We start from the raw sequence: 17,438 nt of genomic DNA on the forward strand, positions 1-17,438 counted from the left end.
CCCGCAGGGCGTGGGAGCGAACTTGTTCGCGAATACGGTATTTCAGACGATATATTTTTGGCGAATGTAGCGGCCCCTTCGCGAACAAGTTCGCTCCCACGGCCTTCGGCCAGAATCAAGAGCGAGCTTGTGTGTAGCACGGAGCCTGGGGGGCTATTGCGCTTAGCCGCGGTGACGGCCGCGGAAGTAGTTGATCAGGCCCTGGGTCGATGCATCGTCTGCCGGTTCTTCAGTGCCGCCGGTCAGACGCTGGTACACAGCCTTGCCCATTTCCTTGCCCAGCTCCACACCCCATTGGTCAAAGGCGTTGGTGCCCCAGATCACGCTCTGTACGAACACTTTGTGCTCATACATGGCCACCAGCGCGCCAAGGCGACGCGGGCTGATACGTTCGACCACCAGCGTGTTGCTCGGACGGTTGCCGGGGATGACCTTGTGCGGTGCGAGTTTTTGCACCTCTTCCTCGCTCATGCCCTTGTCACGCAGCTCGGCTTCGGCTTCGGCGCGGGTCTTGCCCATCATCAACGCCTGGCTTTGCGACAGGCAGTTGGCATAGAGCCATTGATGGTGGTCGGCAACCGGGTTGAAGCTGACGATCGGCACGATGAAGTCGGCCGGGATCATCTGTGTGCCTTGGTGCAGCAACTGGTGGTAAGCGTGCTGCCCATTGGCACCTACGCCACCCCAGATGACCGGGCCGGTATCCGTGAGTGCCGGCGTGCCGTCCTGGCGAACGCTTTTGCCGTTGGATTCCATGTCCAGCTGTTGCAAGTGTTTGGTGATGTTGCGCAGGTAGTGGTCGTACGGCAGGATCGCGTGGCTCTGCGCGTTCCAGAAGTTGCCGTACCAGACACCCAGCAGCGCGAGCAGCACGGGCATGTTCTGGTCGAAAGGGGCGCTCTGGAAGTGCTGGTCCATGGTGTAGGCGCCGGACAGCAGTTCCTTGAAGTTGGACATGCCGATGGCCAGCGCGATAGGCAGACCAATAGCCGACCACAGCGAATAACGGCCGCCGACCCAGTCCCACATCGGGAAGATGTTTTCTTCACGGATACCGAACGCGACCGCTGCCGCATTGTTGCTGGAGACCGCAATGAAGTGGCGATGCAGTTCGACTTCCGAGCCGCCCTGCGCCAGGTACCAGGCGCGCGCGGCCTGGGCATTTTTCAGGGTTTCGAGGGTATTGAAGGATTTCGACGAAACGATGAAGAGTGTGGTTTCGGCGCGGATCTTCATGGACAGTTCATGGAACTCACTGCCATCGATGTTTGCCAGGTAATGGCAACGCACACCCTTGTGCGCGTACGCCACCAGCGCTTCGGAAACCAGCTCGGGGCCGAGGAACGAGCCGCCGATGCCGATGTTCACCACGTCGGTGATCGGCTTTTCGGTGTAACCGCGCCACAGGCCGTCGTGGATGCGGCCGACCAGCTCGGTCATCTGGTTAAGCACGCGGTGAACGTCGGGTATCACATCGACGCCGTTGACTTTCAGCTTGTCGCCTACCGGACGACGCAATGCGGTGTGCAGCGCCGGGCGACCTTCGGATGAGTTGACCAGCTCGCCATAGTATTGAGCCTTGATCGCGTCCTTGAGGCCCACTTCACCGGCCAGCGCAACCAGCAGGTCACGGGTTTCGGCGGTGATCAGGTTTTTCGAGTAGTCCAGAAACAGACCGGCGCTGCTGAGCGTAAACTGGCTGAAGCGCTTGGGATCATCCGTAAACGCTTCGCGCATGCTGAAGTCCTGCATGGCCTGGCGGTGTTTGGTCAGCGCTTGCCAGGCAGGCATAGCGGTCACATCGGAAGGATTGCGGTAGTACGCCATCGCTGCGGGTTTCCTTTAACTGATTCTGTCTTTGGATATTATTGGAGCGAGGTTGCACGCTTTCTCACTGGCTATGCAGAGCAGACTACCCTTCGCGTACCTGTTTGTCTGCGCTTCGCCTTACTTGACCCCGGTACTTTTTCGCACACGGTGAGCCGGGGCTTTCAATCGAATGCTGTCGGTCATGGTTAACGATAGGGCACTGGCGGTGTGGCTTAGTTCACTGCCGCCAGCGCAGTCGTTCAGCCCCTGGTCAGGTGCAGGTTATCGATCAGGCGGGTTTTACCCATGAACGCAGCGGCGAGAATCACCAGGTCGGGATCCTCGGCGGTGGTCGGGCGCAAGCTGTCGGCATTACGTATTTCCAGATAGTCGATGCGAAAGCCGGCCGCTTGCAGTTGCTGTTTCTTGCTGTTCAACAGCGTCTCGAAGTCCTGCTCGCCTGCGCTGATCGCCTCGGCTGTCTGGCGAATGGCCTGATACAGCGCCGGTGCCGCAGCGCGCTGCGCTTCATCCAGATAGCCGTTGCGCGATGACAACGCCAGACCGTCATCGGCGCGCACGGTCGGCTCGCCGATGATCTGGATAGGCATGTTCAGGTCGCGGACCATGGCGCGAATCACCGCCAGTTGCTGGAAGTCTTTCTCGCCGAAGATCGCCAGATCAGGCTGCACCATATTGAATAGCTTGCTGACCACCGTGGCGACACCTTCGAAATGGCCGGGGCGGCTGGCGCCACACAGGCCTTGTGACAGGTGCGGGACGCTGACCAGGGTCTGATCGGCCATGCCGTGCGGGTACATTTCCTCGACGCCTGGGGTGAACAACAGGTTGCAACCGGCTTGCAGAAGCTTTTCCTGATCGGCCGCCAGCGTACGCGGGTAGGTGGCCAGGTCTTCGTTGGGGCCGAACTGCAACGGGTTGACGAAAATGCTCGCCACCACGAAGTCAGCGCGCTGGGCCGCTTTGCTCACCAGTGCGGCGTGGCCGCTGTGCAGATTGCCCATGGTCGGGGTCAACGCGATCCGCTTGCCTTCGCTGCGTGCCCGCGCAACGGCGGCGCGCAGTTCCAGTACGGTCTTTACTGTGTTCATGCCGAGAATCCGTGTTCAATAGCCGGAAAACTGACGTCTTTGACGGCGCTGACGTAGGCCTGAATGGCCGACTGAATGTCGGGCTGACCGATCATGAAGTTTTTCACGAACTTGGGTACGCGTCCGGTGATGGACAGGCCCAGCATGTCGTGCAACACCAGCACCTGGCCGTCGGTGGCGCTGCCTGCGCCAATGCCGATGACCGGAATCTTTACCGCGTGGGTGATTTCTTCGGCCAGCTCGCTCGGCACGCACTCCAGCAGGATCATGGCGGCGCCTGCCTGTTCCAGGGCGATGGCGTCGGCGCGCATCTGCCGCGCCTGCGCTTCCAGTCGGCCCTGAACCTTGTAACCGCCCAGCACATTGACTGACTGCGGTGTCAGGCCCATGTGCGCGCACACCGGGATCCCGCGCTCTGCCAGCAGGCGGATCGATTCGCCCAGCCACGCAGCGCCCTCGACCTTGATCATGTGCGCACCGGCCTGCATCAGCGTGGTGCTGTTGATGAAGGTCTGTTCCAGCGTGGCGTTGGCCATGAACGGCAGGTCGGCAAGAATCAGCGCGCCCTGATTGCCGCGTTTCACACAGGCCACGTGATAGGCGGTCTCGGCGGTGGTGACCGGCAAGGTGCTGTCGTGCCCCTGTAAAACCATGCCCAGCGAGTCGCCTATCAGCAGCACTTCGACACCCGCCTGGCAGGCCGTGTGGGCGAAGGTTGCGTCGTAACAGGTCAGCATGGTGATTTTCTCACCCTTGTGCTTCATGGCCAGCAGCGACGTAACGGTTATGTTCGGCATGTAAAGTTCTCCATCAGGCGCTGTGAACCCGAGTGCTCAGCGCGTGAGAGTCATCCTGGAAAAGCAGGCACACCGTCGTGTCGCGGTGTTTTGCAAAGGCCTGTTTCGCGCCCGTTCGCCAGTGCGGCAGCGGCGGGAGGCCTATCTTCGTGAGGAGGGGGCGTGAAGTCAATTGCAGGTGTTACCTGTGTGCCGAACCGGTTACACATGTGCGGTGACAGTCAGGCTTCATACGCTGGCGGGCAGGCGCTCAAGACCTGTAAACGGGCATTCACTCAACAGGTGGGTCAGCTCACGCCCGTCGGCCAGGGTCAGCTCTGGTGCCAGCTCAGCCAGCGGGTACAACACGAATGCGCGTGCCTGCATGTGATAGTGCGGCACCTTGAGGCGTGGCTCGTCCATGACTCGTTCGCCGAACAGCAGAATATCGAGGTCCAGGGTGCGCGGCCCCCAGCGTTCGTGACGTTCACGGCCCTGATCCAGCTCGATGGCCTGTAACGCATCAAGCAGTGCCAGCGGTGGCAGGGTGGTGTCCAGCGCGGCGACGGCATTGGTAAAGCGCGGTTGACCGGGCAGCAGCGAGTCGCTGACATAGAACGAAGACACGCCAATCAGCGTGCTGTCTGGCAGTTGCGCCAGCGCCTTGAGGGCGCTGCGCAATTGCTCGGCCGGGTCAGCAAGGTTGCTGCCCAGGCCAATGTAAACGCGTTCGGTGGTCAACAGCGGTTTACTCACCGCTTTGCGCCTCGCCACTGCTGCGCTTGCGTTTGGCGCCACTGTTGCGACGACGCTTGCGCGGAGCAGCGCCGGCGGCTTCTGGCTTGTTGCTCAGGTCACGAATCATGTCGCGACGTTCGCTGTCGTTGCAGTCCTGATAATCGGTCCACCATTGGCCCAGACCGTCAGTCTGCTCGCCCGCGCTTTCGCGTAGCAGCAGGAAGTCGTAGCCGGCACGGAAGCGCGAGTTGTCCAGCAACAGGTCGGCACGTTTGCCCGAACGACGCGGCAGGCGCTCCTGCATGTCCCAGATTTCGCGGATCGGCAGGGTAAAGCGCTTGGGAATCGCGATGCGCTGGCACTGCTCGATGATCAGCTCGTGAGCGGCGTCCTGCATGGCTGCAATCGGCGGCATGCCACGTTCCTGGGCACGCAGCACCTTGGCTGGCAGCGCAGGCCAGAGCAGGGCGGCAAACAGGAACGCCGGGGTGACCGGTTTGTTCTGCTTGATGCGCAGGTCAGTGTTGATCAGCGCATTGCTGATCAGCGTGTGGGTGTAGGTCGGGTTGTATTCCAGCGCTTTTGAACTGGCCGGGAACAGGGGCTCGAACAGCTCCAGGTCAACCAGCATCTCGAACGTCGGCGCGGCGTAGCCGGAGAGGAACAGCTTGAGCACCTCTTCGAACAGGCGCGCCGAAGGAATATCGCGCAGCATCGGTGCCAGTGCGCGGATCGGCTGAGCGCTGTGCTTCTCGATGCCGAAATCCAGTTTGGCCGCGAAGCGCACGGCACGCAGCATGCGCACCGGGTCTTCCTTGTAACGCTGCTCGGGGTCGCCGATCAGGCGGATCAGACGATTGCGGATGTCATGCACGCCGTTGGCGTAATCCAGAACACGCTCGCTGACCGGGTCGTAATACAGCGCATTGATCGTGAAGTCGCGACGCTGAGCGTCTTCTTCAAGCGTGCCGTAAACGTTGTCACGCAGGATGCGTCCGCTTTCATTGCGCGAGGACTGGTTGCTGTCCTCTTCTTCATCATCCTGTGGATGATTGGCGCGGAACGTCGCCACTTCGATGATTTCACGACCGAAGTGGATGTGCACCAGCTTGAACCGGCGGCCAATGATCCGCGCATTGCGGAACTCGGCACGCACTTGTTCAGGCGTGGCACTGGTGGCGACGTCAAAATCCTTGGGCGTGATATTGAGCATCATGTCGCGTACGCAGCCACCGACCAGATAGGCCTGATAGCCTGCATTTTGCAGACGCTCGACAATATTGACGGCATAACGGCTGAACTGGCTGCGTTGCAGCGAATGCTGGCTGCTATTGAGCACTTCAGGCGTGGTGCGCGTGTGTTGCTGCGGTTTGCGCAGTGGGGAACGAAATGACTGGAACAACTTCTTCAGCATGGGATGCACTGTTTGAAGGAATATTCGGCCAAAAACGTGGAATGACCGCATGATGGGCGGGGATTCTAGCATTTAGTCGAGGGATGGTGTAGGAAGCTGTCGCGGAAGGGACACACTACGGCGCAGATAGGGTCTGGAAGCTACTGGGGGAGCCGAAGCTCCCCCAAAGTGTGTGCTCTTTATTTTTATTTTCTGTACGGGCTTCTTGTTTTTGTTGAGTGCCCATTCACGAGACTTTTGTCTGTGAACCCTCCCAGTCGGGAGTCAAGAGCAAACGGATTGCTTTGGTCGCTGCGTTGCAATGATCATTCGATCCAACCAGTTCAGGCGCTACCTAAGGGTAGTTTTTATTGTTCTCGGCCTGGTTGCGGGGCAAGCCCCAAATACAACTCCTCTCCAAAAGAATCAGTTAGCTGCGCCTCCGCCGTGTTGTTCTTGTTATGCGTGAGTCGATTCGTATTGTTCTTGTTATGGGTGTCGTACTGCTTGTTGTTTTTCTTGTACTAAGCATATAGCAGAAGCTGTGCCAACTTTTGCAAAGCCCCATAAACCGGGGCTTTGCGGTGATTGGCGGTTTTCCCGGAGCACAAAAAAGCCGGGCCTGCGTTACCGTAAGACCCGGCTTTTGTTACGTGAAGTGCTTGCGGTAACAGTTTGCACGCAGCCCTGTGCACCGCGTGCCAGAGCCTTGCGCAGCGCTTTACGTTTCGTTGGCCACACCCTTGCGACGCGGAATGCCCAGACGCTGACGGCGTTCCCACAGGCACTTGCGACTGACGCCCAGTTTGCGCGCCAGCTCGGTTTCGGTCATGTGGTCCTGATGCTCCAGAACAAAGTGCTGAAAGTAGTCTTCAAGCGACAGGTCTTCGGCCGGCTCGTTGCCTGTCGAGCTGGAAGAGCCTGGCAGCGGTGCCATGCCCATGTACTCATCGTCGTCCAGACCGTCCAGTTCGATGTCGATACCCAGCAGGTCGGCGGTGATTTCCGGGTTCTCGCAAAGGATCACTGAGCGTTCCACGGCGTTTTCCAGTTCGCGCACGTTGCCCGGCCAGCTGTAATGACGGATGGCCTGTTCGGCGTCGGGGGCAAACTTGAGGTCGTCGCGACCGACCTTGGCGCTCTGGCGCACGAGAAACGCACGGGCAATTTCCAGTATGTCGCTGCCACGCTCACGCAGGGCCGGCAGCTTCAGGGCTATGACGTGCAGGCGGTAGAACAGGTCTTCACGAAACTCGCCATTTTTGGCCAGCGTCTTGAGGTCCCGGTGGGTCGCGGCGATCAGGCGCACATCGACCTTCTGCGATTGCACCGAGCCGACGCGTCGAATTTCACCTTCCTGCAACACGCGCAGCAGGCGGGCCTGAGCTTCCAGCGGCAGTTCACCGATTTCATCGAGAAACAGCGTGCCGCCGTCGGCTGCTTCAACCAGGCCTGCACGGCCTGCGCTGGCACCGGTGAACGCGCCTTTTTCGTGACCGAACAATTCGGATTCGATCAGCGATTCCGGGATGGCCGCGCAGTTGACGGAAATCATCGGCGCCTTGGCGCGGCGCGACAGGTTGTGCAGCGCGCGGGCAACCAGTTCTTTACCGGTGCCCGACTCGCCCTGAACCAGAACGTTGGAGTCGGTCGGTGCGACTTTGCGAATCTTGCTGTAGAGATCGAGCATGGGGGGGCAGGAGCCAATGATGCCGATCTCGCCATTGTGGTTCTGCACTGCGGGAGTGTCGGCGCTGCTCGCCTTGGCGGCCAGCACGCTGCGCTCATCCTGGAGACTTTTGACAGTCTGGCGATCGCGCAGGATGCGCGAAACGGCCTGGAGCATTTCGACGTGATCGAAAGGCTTGGCGATGTAGTCCACCGCGCCCATCTTCATTGAATCGACCGCCGAGCGCAGGCTGGCGTAGCTGGTCATGATCAGCACCGGTTTGCCTTCGCCCAGCTTGATCAGTTCGGTCCCCGGTGCGCCCGGCAAGCGCAGGTCGCTGACGATCAGATCAAACGAGGGAATGCTGAAGCGTTCCTGAGCCTCCTGAACGGAACCGGCTTCACTGACTTCATATTGATTGCGTTCAAGCAGGCGACGCAGGGCTGAGCGGATAATCGTTTCGTCTTCGACGATCAAAATATGCGGCATTGATTCAGTTCTCTCGACGGTCTCAGTTCGCGGTGGACGTCGCGTCGACATGGCGTGGCAAGGTCACCCGAATACGGGTACCACGCTGCTGCTCGGGATCTGCCGGGCTGTCGATGGTGATTTGTCCATAATGCTCTTCAACGATGGAATAGACCAGCGCAAGGCCAAGTCCGGTTCCCTCGCCAGGGTCCTTGGTGGTGAAGAACGGCTCGAACAATCTGTCCATGATTGCCTTTGAAATCCCACTGCCTTCGTCTTCGACGATGAGGTCCACAGTGTGCTCGGATGCTTCGCTTCTGACCCGCACGGCGCTGCCTGCCGGGGAGGCATCGCGCGCGTTGGAGAGCAGATTGATCAGCACCTGTGCCAACCGCTGCGGATCGCCAACGGCCCAATGCTCGGGGTTGCACAGGTTATAGAAGTGCACTTCGAAATTGCGCCGGTTAAGGGCCAGCAGACCAATGGCATCCTGGGCCACTTCGGCCAGACAGACGGCTTCGTCGCTGTGCTGGTGCGCGCCTGCGTGGGCGAAGCTCATTAGTGACTGAACGATGCGCGACACACGTTTGGTCTGCTCGAGGATCTGGCTGCTGATTTCTTTCAGTTCGCCGTCTTCTTCGCGCTCTTCACGCAGGTTCTGCGCAAGGCAGGCAATGCCGGTGATCGGGTTGCCAATCTCGTGCGCCACGCCTGCCGCCAGGCGGCCGATGCTGGCCAGGCGTTCCGAATGCACCAGTTTGTCTTCGAGCATCTGAGTGTCGGTGAGGTCTTCGACCAGCACGACCAGCCCGCTGTTGCCTGGCGCGAGAGGCTCGTTGATGGCCGCTTTGTGCAGGTTCAGCCAGCGGGTCTGCCCGTCCAGCCCGAGCTTCTGCTTGTGCAAATGCTCATCGGGAAGGCTGGTGAAACCGGTCAGCAGGCCTTTCCAGGGTTCGGCAATGGTGTCCAGGCGCGAGCCGACCACCCGTTGGGCGACGATTCCGGTCAGTTCTTCCATGGCCCGGTTCCACATCAGGATCTCCTGATCTTCGGCCAGCGAGCAGACGCCCATCGGTAGCTCTTGCAGCGTCTGACGGTGGTAGCGGCGCAAGGCGTCGAGTTCGGCGGCCAGGCCGGTCAGGCGCGAGTGGTAGTCCTCAAGCCGGCTTTCGATGAAATGGATGTCTTCGGTGACGTATTTTTCACTGCCTGACTTGTACGGCAGGAAGGTTTCGACCATGTCCTGGGCGACGCTTGGCCCCATCAGCCCGGACAGGTTGGCTTCGATCCGGTCACGCAGGCGGCGCAACGCATAAGGGCGGCGCTCGTCGAACGGCAGGTAGAGGTCGCGCAGCGCCTGTTCGACCTCTTTTTGTGCGGCTTTCGCGCCCAACGGCTTGGCCAGTTGGGTGGCGAACTCCTGAGGCGAAACGGCATGCAGCTCGCGGCGCTGCGGGCGACGCATGTTGTCGACGGCGCAGGCCTCGGCGGCGCTGACTTCTTCGGGGCTGGCGTTGGTGAACAGCGAGATCAGGGTAAACAGCAGCACGTTGGCTGCGAGCGACGCGATAGCTGCCATGTGCCAACTGGTGTCGTCCAGCACGTAGATCATGTTCAGCCAGGGAATATAGAAGCCCTGCAGGTTGCCGATCAGCGGCAGCAACATGCTGACCGCCCAGACGCTGATCCCGGCCAGCAGGCCGGCGATGAAGCCACGCCGGTTGGCGGTCGGCCAGTACAGCACCGACAGCACGCCGGGCAGGAACTGCAGGGTTGCCACGAAAGCCACGATGCCCAGATTGGCCAGATCCTGTTGTGCGCCCAGCATCAGGTAGAAGCCGTAACCCAACGCGATAATCGCTACGATCAGGCCGCGTCGGGTCCACTTCAGCCAGCGATAGATATTGCCTTCAGCCGGTGGCTGATAAAGCGGCAGCACCAGGTGGTTGAGCGCCATGCCCGACAACGCCAGGGTGGTGACGATAATCAGCCCGCTGGCGGCCGAAAGCCCGCCGACATAGGCCAGCAAGGCCAGCGACTTGCTGTTGGCGGCGATACCGATTCCGAGGGTGAAATATTCCGGGCTGGTGGTGGCACCCAGCTTGAGCCCGGCCCACAGAATCAGCGGCACGGCCAGGCTGATCAACAGCAGAAACAGCGGCAACCCCCAGCTGGCACTGACCAGCGAGCGCGGGTTGAGGTTTTCCGTGAAGGTCATGTGGTACATGTGCGGCATGACGATGGCTGAGGCGAAGAACACCAGCAGCAGCGTGCGCCACGGGCCTTCCTGCAACGGTGTGTGCAGCGAGGCGAGGGCGGTCTGATTCTGCAACAGCCACAGCTCGAGCTGTTGCGGGCCGTCGAACACGCCATACAAGGCATACAGCCCGACGCCGCCCATGGCGATCAGCTTGATCAGCGATTCAAAGGCGATGGCGAACACCAGGCCTTCGTGCTTCTCACGGGTTGCGATGTGTCGCGAGCCAAAGAAGATCGTGAACAGGGTGATCAACGCGCAAAATGCCACGGCGACGCGGTCTTGCACGGGTTCGCGGGTCAGGATGCCGATGGAGTCGGCCACGGCCTGAATCTGCAAGGCCAGCAACGGCAGCACGCCGATCAGCATGAACACCGTGGTCAGCGCGCCGGCCCAGGTGCTGCGAAAGCGGAAGGCGAACAGGTCGGCCAGCGATGATAACTGATAGGTGCGGGTAATTTTCAGGATCGGGTATAGCAGCACTGGCGCGAGCAGAAACGCCCCGGAAACCCCGAGGTAGCTGGACAGAAAGCCGTAGCCATACTGGTAGGCCAGACCGACCGTGCCGTAGAACGCCCAAGCGCTGGCGTATACACCGAGCGACAGGGTGTAGGTCAGAGGGTGGCGAATGATCCAGCGCGGAATCAGCCCGCGCTCGCTGATCCAGGCCACACCGAACAGCACCAGCAGATAAGCGGCGCTGACCAGCAGCATCTGCGTCAGGCTAAAGCTCATCGGCATCTCGCTGGCTCTGCAGAATGAAAGTCACCACGATCAGGATCAGCCACAGCATGTAGGGCCGATACCAGGCGCCGGTCGCGTCGATCCACCAGTCCATGATGGCCGGAGAAAACAGATAAATGCCTACCACCAGAAGCAAAACCAACCGGTAAATGTACATCTGGTCTCCCTGCGCTGGTAGATGAGGAGCGGCATGTTAACGGATGCCGGACAACCTGCAAGCATCCTTGCATCGCAGTTTGCAGCGACCGCTCTGGATCAGGCTATCCGGGCTTCTTCAATAGTGCGCTGTCGCGGTATGAGCGAAGCATTCCAGTGCCGGATACCCCAGGCAAGCACTTCTTGCGCGGTGCCATCGGCCATGTGCGCGTCGACCGGTTGCCCCAGTGCTCGCAGCGCCCGCAGCAGGAGCGGTGTCGCCTGATCGGCAGGCAAAGGCGGGGAGCGATAGGATTTACCGAGCTTGTGACCGTCCGGCTGGGTAATCAACGGTACATGCAGGTAGCGCGGCTGGGGCAGGCCCAGCAATTCCTGCAGATACAAGTGGCGGGGGGTGGAGTCGAGCAGATCGGCACCGCGCACAATATCAGTGACACCTTGCCAGGCGTCATCGATGACGACGGCGAGTTGATAGGCATACAGACCGTCGCGCCTGCGGATCACAAAGTCGCCGCTTTCGCGCCCAAGGTGCATGTGGAATGTGCCCTGAACCCGGTCCTCGAAACGATACTCCAGCTCCGGCACGCGAATGCGGATAGCAGCGTTCTCCGCCGCATGCCCTGCATCGCGGCAGAAACCGGGGTACACGCCTTCAAAGGCCTCGAGCTGCTTGCGCGAGCAGGTGCAGGCATAGGCCAGGCCATGATTGAACCAGCGTTGAAGAATATCGGCGTAGGCGTCATGGCGCTCGCTTTGCCGGACCATCTCGCCGTCCCATTCAAAGCCATAGCGCTCGAGTGTTTCAAGAATCGCCACTTGCGCGCCAGCCACCTCGCGCGGAGGGTCGAGGTCTTCCATGCGCAACAGCCACTGACCGCCCACCGCACGGGCATCCAGATAAGACGCCAGCGCTGCGACCAGCGAGCCAAAATGCAGATAACCACTGGGAGTCGGCGCAAAGCGCCCGATATAGGCCGGTTTTTTCATGGGCGGGATGTTACGGGTGGCTAGCTTGAGTGGGCAAGCGAAACGCGGTGGGTCGCCACGTTATGCTGCAACACAACGCCATGCCCTGTGCGTCGTCACTGCCTATAAAAAAGCGCTTTTCTGTCGCGATGGCACTGACGACGCAGAGTGCGACGTAAGTGACGGCTGAGTCCTGTCGCTGATCCGGGGGATGCGAGGCAGGACGCCGAGCAAGCCGCACCGGGCCAAGGATGGCCCGTTGCGGCGACCCCCGGATCAGTGACAGGGCGAAGGAACCCGACGAAGTCGGGCCGGAAACGGAGCGGGGGGCTTTGCCTACTTTGGCCCCATCAAAGTAGGTCGCCGAGGGGCGAAAAGGTGACTCAAGTCGAGCCTGAATCTCAGGCATCCCAAGCTCAAGACCGGACGCGAAGCGTCCAGAACTGCATGCGAGGCAGAGCGTCGGTACGATAATCCACGCTGGAGCGAGCACAAAAAAAGACGCCTAACAGACTGTGTGAAAACACACTGATGAAGGCCCAAGCAAACGCCCCGACTTGTTCGGGGCGTTTTGTTTTGTATTGGCAGCAGACGAAAAAATGACCGCTCAGCCCATCAAAGCCATCAGATGGCGCACACCGAGCACTTTAATCGCTCGTTTCAGGTTATAAGCATTCACCGCCAAGGCCATTTCAGCTTTTGTCCCCTCCAGTTGTCGCAGCAAGAAACGGCCATTACCAAATAGCCATTGCTTGAGGTTGCCGAAGGGGTGCTCAACGATGGATCTTCGGTTGGCCATCATCTCAGGATGCGCCTGCATTCTTTGCTCCATCCGCTCGAAAGCCTCTTCATGGGCATGTCGTGAGACATAACGGCGCTGGGCTCGAGTGCATTGCGTTTTCAGCGCGCAGTTGGCGCAGTCATCGACCTCAGCCTGATAGATCCGATCACCTTTGTTGTGCTGTTTTAGCGTTAACCATTTGCCTGCCGGACACTGGAAACGATCGTGTCCGGCCTCATAGATAAAGTCTTTTCGCTCAAAGAGCTGCTCTTCCTGACTGCCAGGGTTTTTCGAACGATTGGGCGGTACATAGGCCGTAATCGAAGCATCCTCGCAGGCCTGAAACTGCTTGCCATTGGAGTAGCCGGCATCGGCAGTGACCGTCAGCTCATCTTGCTGTAACTCTGCTTTGGCGGCCTTGGCCATCGGCTCCAGTTGCTTTCGGTCATCGCCATCCTGGGTGACCTCATGATGCAAAATCAGGCAATGCTCGGCGTCCACGACGGTTTGCACGTTGTAGGCCACACGTGGCCCTTTGGCCGTGCGCATCATTCGGGCATCGCTTTCATGAGTGTTGAACTGCTCGATGCCCATCGAACGCATCAGTGCCTGGCAACTCTGATTATCCTGTTGTCGAGCCTCAAGCTGTGCCAGTGCTGCTTTGATTGCGCTGCGATCAATTGAATCTGTGGTTTCAGCCTTGTCGGCCTCATCCAGCTCGGCCAGATACTGAGCGATGCGCTTATCCAGTTTTTCTTCCTGGCGCTTGAGCTGCTTCAAATTCACATGACGCCGTGAGGAGGCGACCGCCTGAAACTTGCTGCCGTCGATGGCCACCAATTCACCGGCGATCAAGCCTGCTGTGCGACAAAATCGAACGAAAGCACGGCAGGTCGCGATGAAGGCGGGTTTATTGTTCTTGCGAAAGTCGGCGATGGTCTTGAAGTCGGGCTTGAGCCGGTTGATCAGCCACATCACTTCGATGTTGCGCTGACACTCGGCTTCAAGACGTCGCGATGAGCGAATCCGCTGAAAATAGCCGTAGAGGTAGAGTTTTAGCTGATCGGCGGGATCATAAGCAGGGCGCCCCGTGCTTTTTGGAATCGCTTTATCGAAGCCCAGTTGCACCAGATCGAGCTTGGCAACGTACAGGTCAATGACACGAACGAGGTGATCCTCGGGGATCAACTCTTCCAGCGAGACCGGGAATAGGCTGGTCTGGCTGCGGGACTCACCTTGGATGTAGGCCATAACGAAAAATGCTCTGTATCTTTCGATACGGAGCATTTTCTTTGAGCGCTGCGCAGATTGCTAGGTTTTCACACAGTCTGCTAAGCGTCTTTTCTGGTTCAAGGCAGGCCTCAGGTCATTTACCGACCTGTTTTTCCTTGATTTCAGCAAGGGTCTTGCAATCGACGCACTGGTCGGCAGTCGGGCGTGCTTCGAGACGGCGGATGCCGATCTCTACGCCGCAGGATTCGCACCAGCCGTATTCTTCGTCCTTGATCAATTGCAGCGTCTTGTCGATCTTCTTGATCAGCTTGCGCTCGCGGTCACGGGCACGGAGTTCAAGGCTGAATTCCTCTTCCTGGCTGGCACGGTCGGCCGGATCAGGGAAATTGGCAGCTTCGTCCTTCATGTGATCCACCGTTCGGTCGACCTCTTGCATCAAGTCCTGCTTCCACTTGTTCAGGATCTTGGTGAAGTGCGCGCGCATGGGCTCGCTCATGTACTCTTCGCCCTTTGTCGCTACATAGGGTTCAAAGCCGCCGATTAGATGGTTCTGTTGCTTTTCTGGGGTGGGCATGTATGGACCGCCTCTCACTCTTCTAATCAATTGCGCAGGATTGTTCCATCACCGACACCCGTCGGCCCTGCAGCTGCAAGCGGGCGAACTTACCAGATCAAATCGGAGTGCGCTACTCCCGGTTGTCGAGCATGAGGACCCGGTCTGCTCGCCGAGATGGCCATTTCGCATCTGCGCTTCACTTAAATGAACTCTAGCTGCTGTGCACCGTCGTAGCTTTCTTTTATCCAGTGTTCTACGACCGGTTTTTCACCCTGTGAACGCACCTCCGGGCAGGCGGTTAGGTAGAATCATGCGTCGTTGTCATGACAATCATGTTTTTGATGCTCGCGCCAATAAAGGAATACCCATGACCCAGCCCTACAGCGCTCGCAGTCGCGCCATCGAACCCTTTCATGTCATGGCGTTGCTGGCGCGTGCCAATGAGTTGCAGGCGGCAGGTCATGATGTCATTCACCTTGAAATTGGCGAGCCTGACTTCATTACCGCAGAGCCGATCATCAAGGCAGGACAGGCGGCGCTGGCAGACGGCAAGACCCGCTATACCGCCGCCCGCGGCCTGCCACAACTGCGCGAAGCGATTGCCGGGTTCTACGCCCAGCGCTACCAGCTCGATATCGATCCGCAGCGAATTCTGGTCACGCCGGGTGGCTCCGGAGCCCTGTTGCTGGCCAGCAGCCTGCTGGTCGATCCGGGCAAGCACTGGTTACTGGCCGATCCGGGTTACCCGTGCAATCGACACTTTTTGCGCTTGATCGAAGGCGAGGCGCAACTGGTGCCGGTCGGCCCGCAGGAACGTTATCAATTGACCCCCGAGCTGGTGGCGAGTCACTGGAACCCGAACAGCGTGGGCGCATTGGTGGCATCGCCCGCCAACCCCACCGGCACCCTGTTGACGCGTGATGAACTGGCGGCGCTGTCCAGCGCGCTCAAAGCCCGCAACGGTCACCTCGTGGTGGACGAGATCTACCACGGCCTGACTTATGGCGTGGACGCCAGCAGCGTGCTGGAGGTGGACAACGAAGCGTTCGTCCTTAATAGCTTTTCAAAATATTTCGGCATGACTGGCTGGCGCCTGGGGTGGCTGGTTGCGCCACCGGAGGCGGTGGCCGATCTCGAAAAACTGGCGCAGAACCTCTACATCAGTGCTCCTAGCATGGCGCAATATGCCGCGCTAGCGTGTTTCGAGCCGCAGACGCTGGCGATTCTGGAGCAGCGCCGCGCCGAATTCGGTCGTCGTCGGGATTTTCTTCTGCCAGCCCTGCGGGAACTGGGTTTCGGCATTGCCGTCGAGCCAGAAGGAGCGTTCTATTTGTATGCCGATATTTCAGCATTTGGCGGCGATGCCTTCGCGTTCTGCAAACATTTTCTGGAAACCGAGCACGTCGCCTTTACGCCCGGTCTGGACTTTGGCCGTTTCCAGGCGGGGCATCATGTACGGTTCGCTTATACGCAAAGCCTGCCACGCCTGGAGCAGGCGGTTGAGCGAATTGCTCGTGGCTTGCGTAGCTGGAGCGCCTGATGCGTTTTTCCCCAGAGCTCGAACAGGGTCGCCTGCTGGTGCGCTACAAGCGCTTTCTGGCTGATATCGAAACCGACAGCGGTGAGTTGCTGACCATTCACTGCCCCAACACCGGCTCGATGCTCAACTGCATGATGCCCGGTGGGCGGGTATGGTTCAGTCGCTCCAATGACCCCAAGCGCAAGCTGCCGGGCACTTGGGAAATCAGCGAGACGCCGCAAGGCCGCTTGGCCTGTATCAATACCGGACGGGCCAATACGCTGGTCGAAGAAGCATTGCGCGCCGGGGTGATCCGCGAACTTGAGGGGTTTACAGCGCTCAAGCGTGAGGTGGCCTACGGGCAGGAAAAAAGCCGTGTGGACTTTCGTCTGGAATACCCGGACGGCTACCTGTACCTGGAGGTAAAAAGTGTGACCCTGGGTTTCGCCGACTCTGCGGTGGCAGCGTTTCCCGACGCGGTCACCCAGCGTGGGGCGCGGCACCTTCGCGAACTGGCCACGCTGGCCCGTGAAGGCGTGCGAGCGGTGTTGCTGTACTGCGTCAATCTCACGGGCATAGAGGCTGTGCGCCCGGCCAAAGAGATCGACCCGGCGTACGCCGCTGCACTACGCGAAGCGGTCGATGCCGGCGTGCAGATCCTCGCGTATGGGGTGCAGTTGACGCCAGAAGCGGTATATATCGACCGGCATCTCGAGGTGCACTGGCCGGATTGAAGCGAGGGCGCGGCATGGTCTGTCAGTTATCGTCGTCGGGCAGCGATGCCCAGATTCCCTCGCCATCCTCGCGGCATTCCAGCGCGGTCAATGATTGACCTTCGCAAGGCCCTGCTACGCATTCGCCGCTTTCGATCAAAAACAGCGCCCCGTGCATGGCGCACTGGATCAGGCTCGCGCTGCTGTCCAGAAACTGGTCTGGCTGCCATTCCAGCGCAATGCCTCGGTGTGGGCAGCGGTTTTTGTAGATGAACACTGTTCCCAGGCGACGTACCGCCAACAGCTTGTGTTCACCCAGCTCGAAACCTCTGCTCCGGGCTTCGGGCAGGTGACTCGATGCGCAAAGGAATTTCAAGACGCCTCCAGATGTTTTTTACGGCCGGTGCTCGGCCCGCTCAGTTTGACAGCTTATGCGGGCGGCTGCGCGCAAGCGCATCATGCGCATTGCCTAATCCGAGCGGAGTCGGACGTTTCCGGTATTTGCGTAGCTCTCTTCCCGCAGTGACCGGCCGGCGCGTGTTGGCGCG

Annotated in this window: 14 protein-coding genes; 2 read left to right on the forward strand and 12 right to left on the reverse strand. The window is 59.7% G+C overall.

From position 1 onward, the window contains the following. Positions 1-162: 162 nt before the first annotated feature. From pgi to dksA, 11 genes are all read right to left on the reverse strand, one after another. Positions 163-1,827: a glucose-6-phosphate isomerase gene (gene pgi / locus PSPTO_RS05060; protein WP_011103369.1), complete on the reverse strand. Its 1,665-nt coding sequence runs from the start codon at positions 1,825-1,827 to the stop codon at positions 163-165. Between the two features lie 242 nt (positions 1,828-2,069). Beyond that, positions 2,070-2,921 carry a pantoate--beta-alanine ligase gene (panC, locus tag PSPTO_RS05065; RefSeq protein WP_007246105.1) on the reverse strand — a complete coding sequence of 284 codons (852 nt, stop codon included), beginning with the start codon at positions 2,919-2,921 and terminating at the stop codon, positions 2,070-2,072. Then, positions 2,918-3,718: a 3-methyl-2-oxobutanoate hydroxymethyltransferase gene (gene panB / locus PSPTO_RS05070; protein WP_005770519.1), complete on the reverse strand. Its 801-nt coding sequence runs from the start codon at positions 3,716-3,718 to the stop codon at positions 2,918-2,920. The genes panC and panB overlap by 4 nt, the downstream gene beginning before the upstream one ends. A gap of 228 nt (positions 3,719-3,946) precedes the next feature. Then, positions 3,947-4,453 carry a 2-amino-4-hydroxy-6-hydroxymethyldihydropteridine diphosphokinase gene (folK, locus tag PSPTO_RS05075; protein ID WP_011103370.1) on the reverse strand — a complete coding sequence of 169 codons (507 nt, stop codon included), beginning with the start codon at positions 4,451-4,453 and terminating at the stop codon, positions 3,947-3,949. Then, positions 4,446-5,849 carry a polynucleotide adenylyltransferase PcnB gene (locus PSPTO_RS05080; RefSeq protein ID WP_003382274.1) on the reverse strand — a complete coding sequence of 468 codons (1,404 nt, stop codon included), beginning with the start codon at positions 5,847-5,849 and terminating at the stop codon, positions 4,446-4,448. Before PSPTO_RS05080 ends, folK begins: the two co-directional genes overlap by 8 nt. 700 nt (positions 5,850-6,549) lie before the next feature. Continuing rightward, positions 6,550-7,986, reverse strand: a complete 1,437-nt coding sequence (locus PSPTO_RS05085; RefSeq protein ID WP_011103371.1) for a sigma-54-dependent transcriptional regulator — start codon at positions 7,984-7,986, stop codon at positions 6,550-6,552. Positions 7,987-8,008: 22 nt separating this feature from the next. Then, a complete protein-coding gene (locus PSPTO_RS05090; RefSeq protein WP_017684227.1) occupies positions 8,009-10,963 on the reverse strand; it encodes a sensor histidine kinase in 2,955 nt (984 codons plus the stop codon). Continuing rightward, positions 10,947-11,123, reverse strand: coding sequence for a hypothetical protein (locus tag PSPTO_RS05095; protein ID WP_002552060.1), 177 nt, complete (start codon positions 11,121-11,123; stop codon positions 10,947-10,949). The genes PSPTO_RS05090 and PSPTO_RS05095 overlap by 17 nt, the downstream gene beginning before the upstream one ends. Before the next feature lie 98 nt (positions 11,124-11,221). After that, on the reverse strand, positions 11,222-12,109 hold the full coding sequence (gene gluQRS, locus PSPTO_RS05100) for a tRNA glutamyl-Q(34) synthetase GluQRS (protein WP_007246099.1): 888 nt from the start codon (positions 12,107-12,109) through the stop codon (positions 11,222-11,224). Positions 12,110-12,695: 586 nt separating this feature from the next. Further along, complete coding sequence (locus tag PSPTO_RS05105) at positions 12,696-14,120, reverse strand: IS1182-like element ISPsy6 family transposase (protein WP_003408269.1); 1,425 nt, start codon at positions 14,118-14,120, stop codon at positions 12,696-12,698. Between the two features lie 115 nt (positions 14,121-14,235). Then, positions 14,236-14,676, reverse strand: a complete 441-nt coding sequence (dksA, locus tag PSPTO_RS05110) for an RNA polymerase-binding protein DksA (RefSeq protein WP_005614892.1) — start codon at positions 14,674-14,676, stop codon at positions 14,236-14,238. 349 nt (positions 14,677-15,025) lie between these two features. Between dksA and PSPTO_RS05115 the strand changes: the two genes are divergently transcribed. Together PSPTO_RS05115 and sfsA are read left to right on the forward strand one after the other, a co-directional pair. Then, the gene (locus tag PSPTO_RS05115; protein WP_005770507.1) at positions 15,026-16,198 is read left to right on the forward strand and encodes a pyridoxal phosphate-dependent aminotransferase; all 1,173 of its coding nucleotides are present in this window, start codon (positions 15,026-15,028) and stop codon (positions 16,196-16,198) included. Continuing rightward, positions 16,198-16,911 carry a DNA/RNA nuclease SfsA gene (gene sfsA / locus PSPTO_RS05120; RefSeq protein WP_011103372.1) on the forward strand — a complete coding sequence of 238 codons (714 nt, stop codon included), beginning with the start codon at positions 16,198-16,200 and terminating at the stop codon, positions 16,909-16,911. Before PSPTO_RS05115 ends, sfsA begins: the two co-directional genes overlap by 1 nt. Positions 16,912-16,933: 22 nt before the next feature. Here sfsA and PSPTO_RS05125 read toward each other — a convergent pair whose 3' ends face one another. After that, a complete protein-coding gene (locus tag PSPTO_RS05125; RefSeq protein WP_007246097.1) occupies positions 16,934-17,266 on the reverse strand; it encodes a Rieske (2Fe-2S) protein in 333 nt (110 codons plus the stop codon). Between the last annotated feature and the right edge of the window lie 172 nt (positions 17,267-17,438).

It is taken from the genome of Pseudomonas syringae pv. tomato str. DC3000 (assembly GCF_000007805.1).
GTDB lineage: Bacteria > Pseudomonadota > Gammaproteobacteria > Pseudomonadales > Pseudomonadaceae > Aquipseudomonas > Aquipseudomonas avellanae.

Bases quoted from the DNA above. Each gene is read 5' to 3' on its own strand.
- pgi (WP_011103369.1), bottom strand. From the start codon at position 1,827: ATGGCGTACTACCGCAATCCTTCCGATGTGACCGCTATGCCTGCCTGG.
- PSPTO_RS05080 (WP_003382274.1), bottom strand. From the start codon at position 5,849: ATGCTGAAGAAGTTGTTCCAGTCATTTCGTTCCCCACTGCGCAAACCG.
- PSPTO_RS05115 (WP_005770507.1), top strand. From the start codon at position 15,026: ATGACCCAGCCCTACAGCGCTCGCAGTCGCGCCATCGAACCCTTTCAT.
- sfsA (WP_011103372.1), top strand. From the start codon at position 16,198: ATGCGTTTTTCCCCAGAGCTCGAACAGGGTCGCCTGCTGGTGCGCTAC.
- panB (WP_005770519.1), bottom strand. From the start codon at position 3,718: ATGCCGAACATAACCGTTACGTCGCTGCTGGCCATGAAGCACAAGGGT.
- dksA (WP_005614892.1), bottom strand. From the start codon at position 14,676: ATGCCCACCCCAGAAAAGCAACAGAACCATCTAATCGGCGGCTTTGAA.
- panC (WP_007246105.1), bottom strand. From the start codon at position 2,921: ATGAACACAGTAAAGACCGTACTGGAACTGCGCGCCGCCGTTGCGCGG.
- gluQRS (WP_007246099.1), bottom strand. From the start codon at position 12,109: ATGAAAAAACCGGCCTATATCGGGCGCTTTGCGCCGACTCCCAGTGGT.
- PSPTO_RS05095 (WP_002552060.1), bottom strand. From the start codon at position 11,123: ATGTACATTTACCGGTTGGTTTTGCTTCTGGTGGTAGGCATTTATCTG.
- PSPTO_RS05090 (WP_017684227.1), bottom strand. From the start codon at position 10,963: ATGCCGATGAGCTTTAGCCTGACGCAGATGCTGCTGGTCAGCGCCGCT.
- PSPTO_RS05085 (WP_011103371.1), bottom strand. From the start codon at position 7,986: ATGCCGCATATTTTGATCGTCGAAGACGAAACGATTATCCGCTCAGCC.
- PSPTO_RS05105 (WP_003408269.1), bottom strand. From the start codon at position 14,120: ATGGCCTACATCCAAGGTGAGTCCCGCAGCCAGACCAGCCTATTCCCG.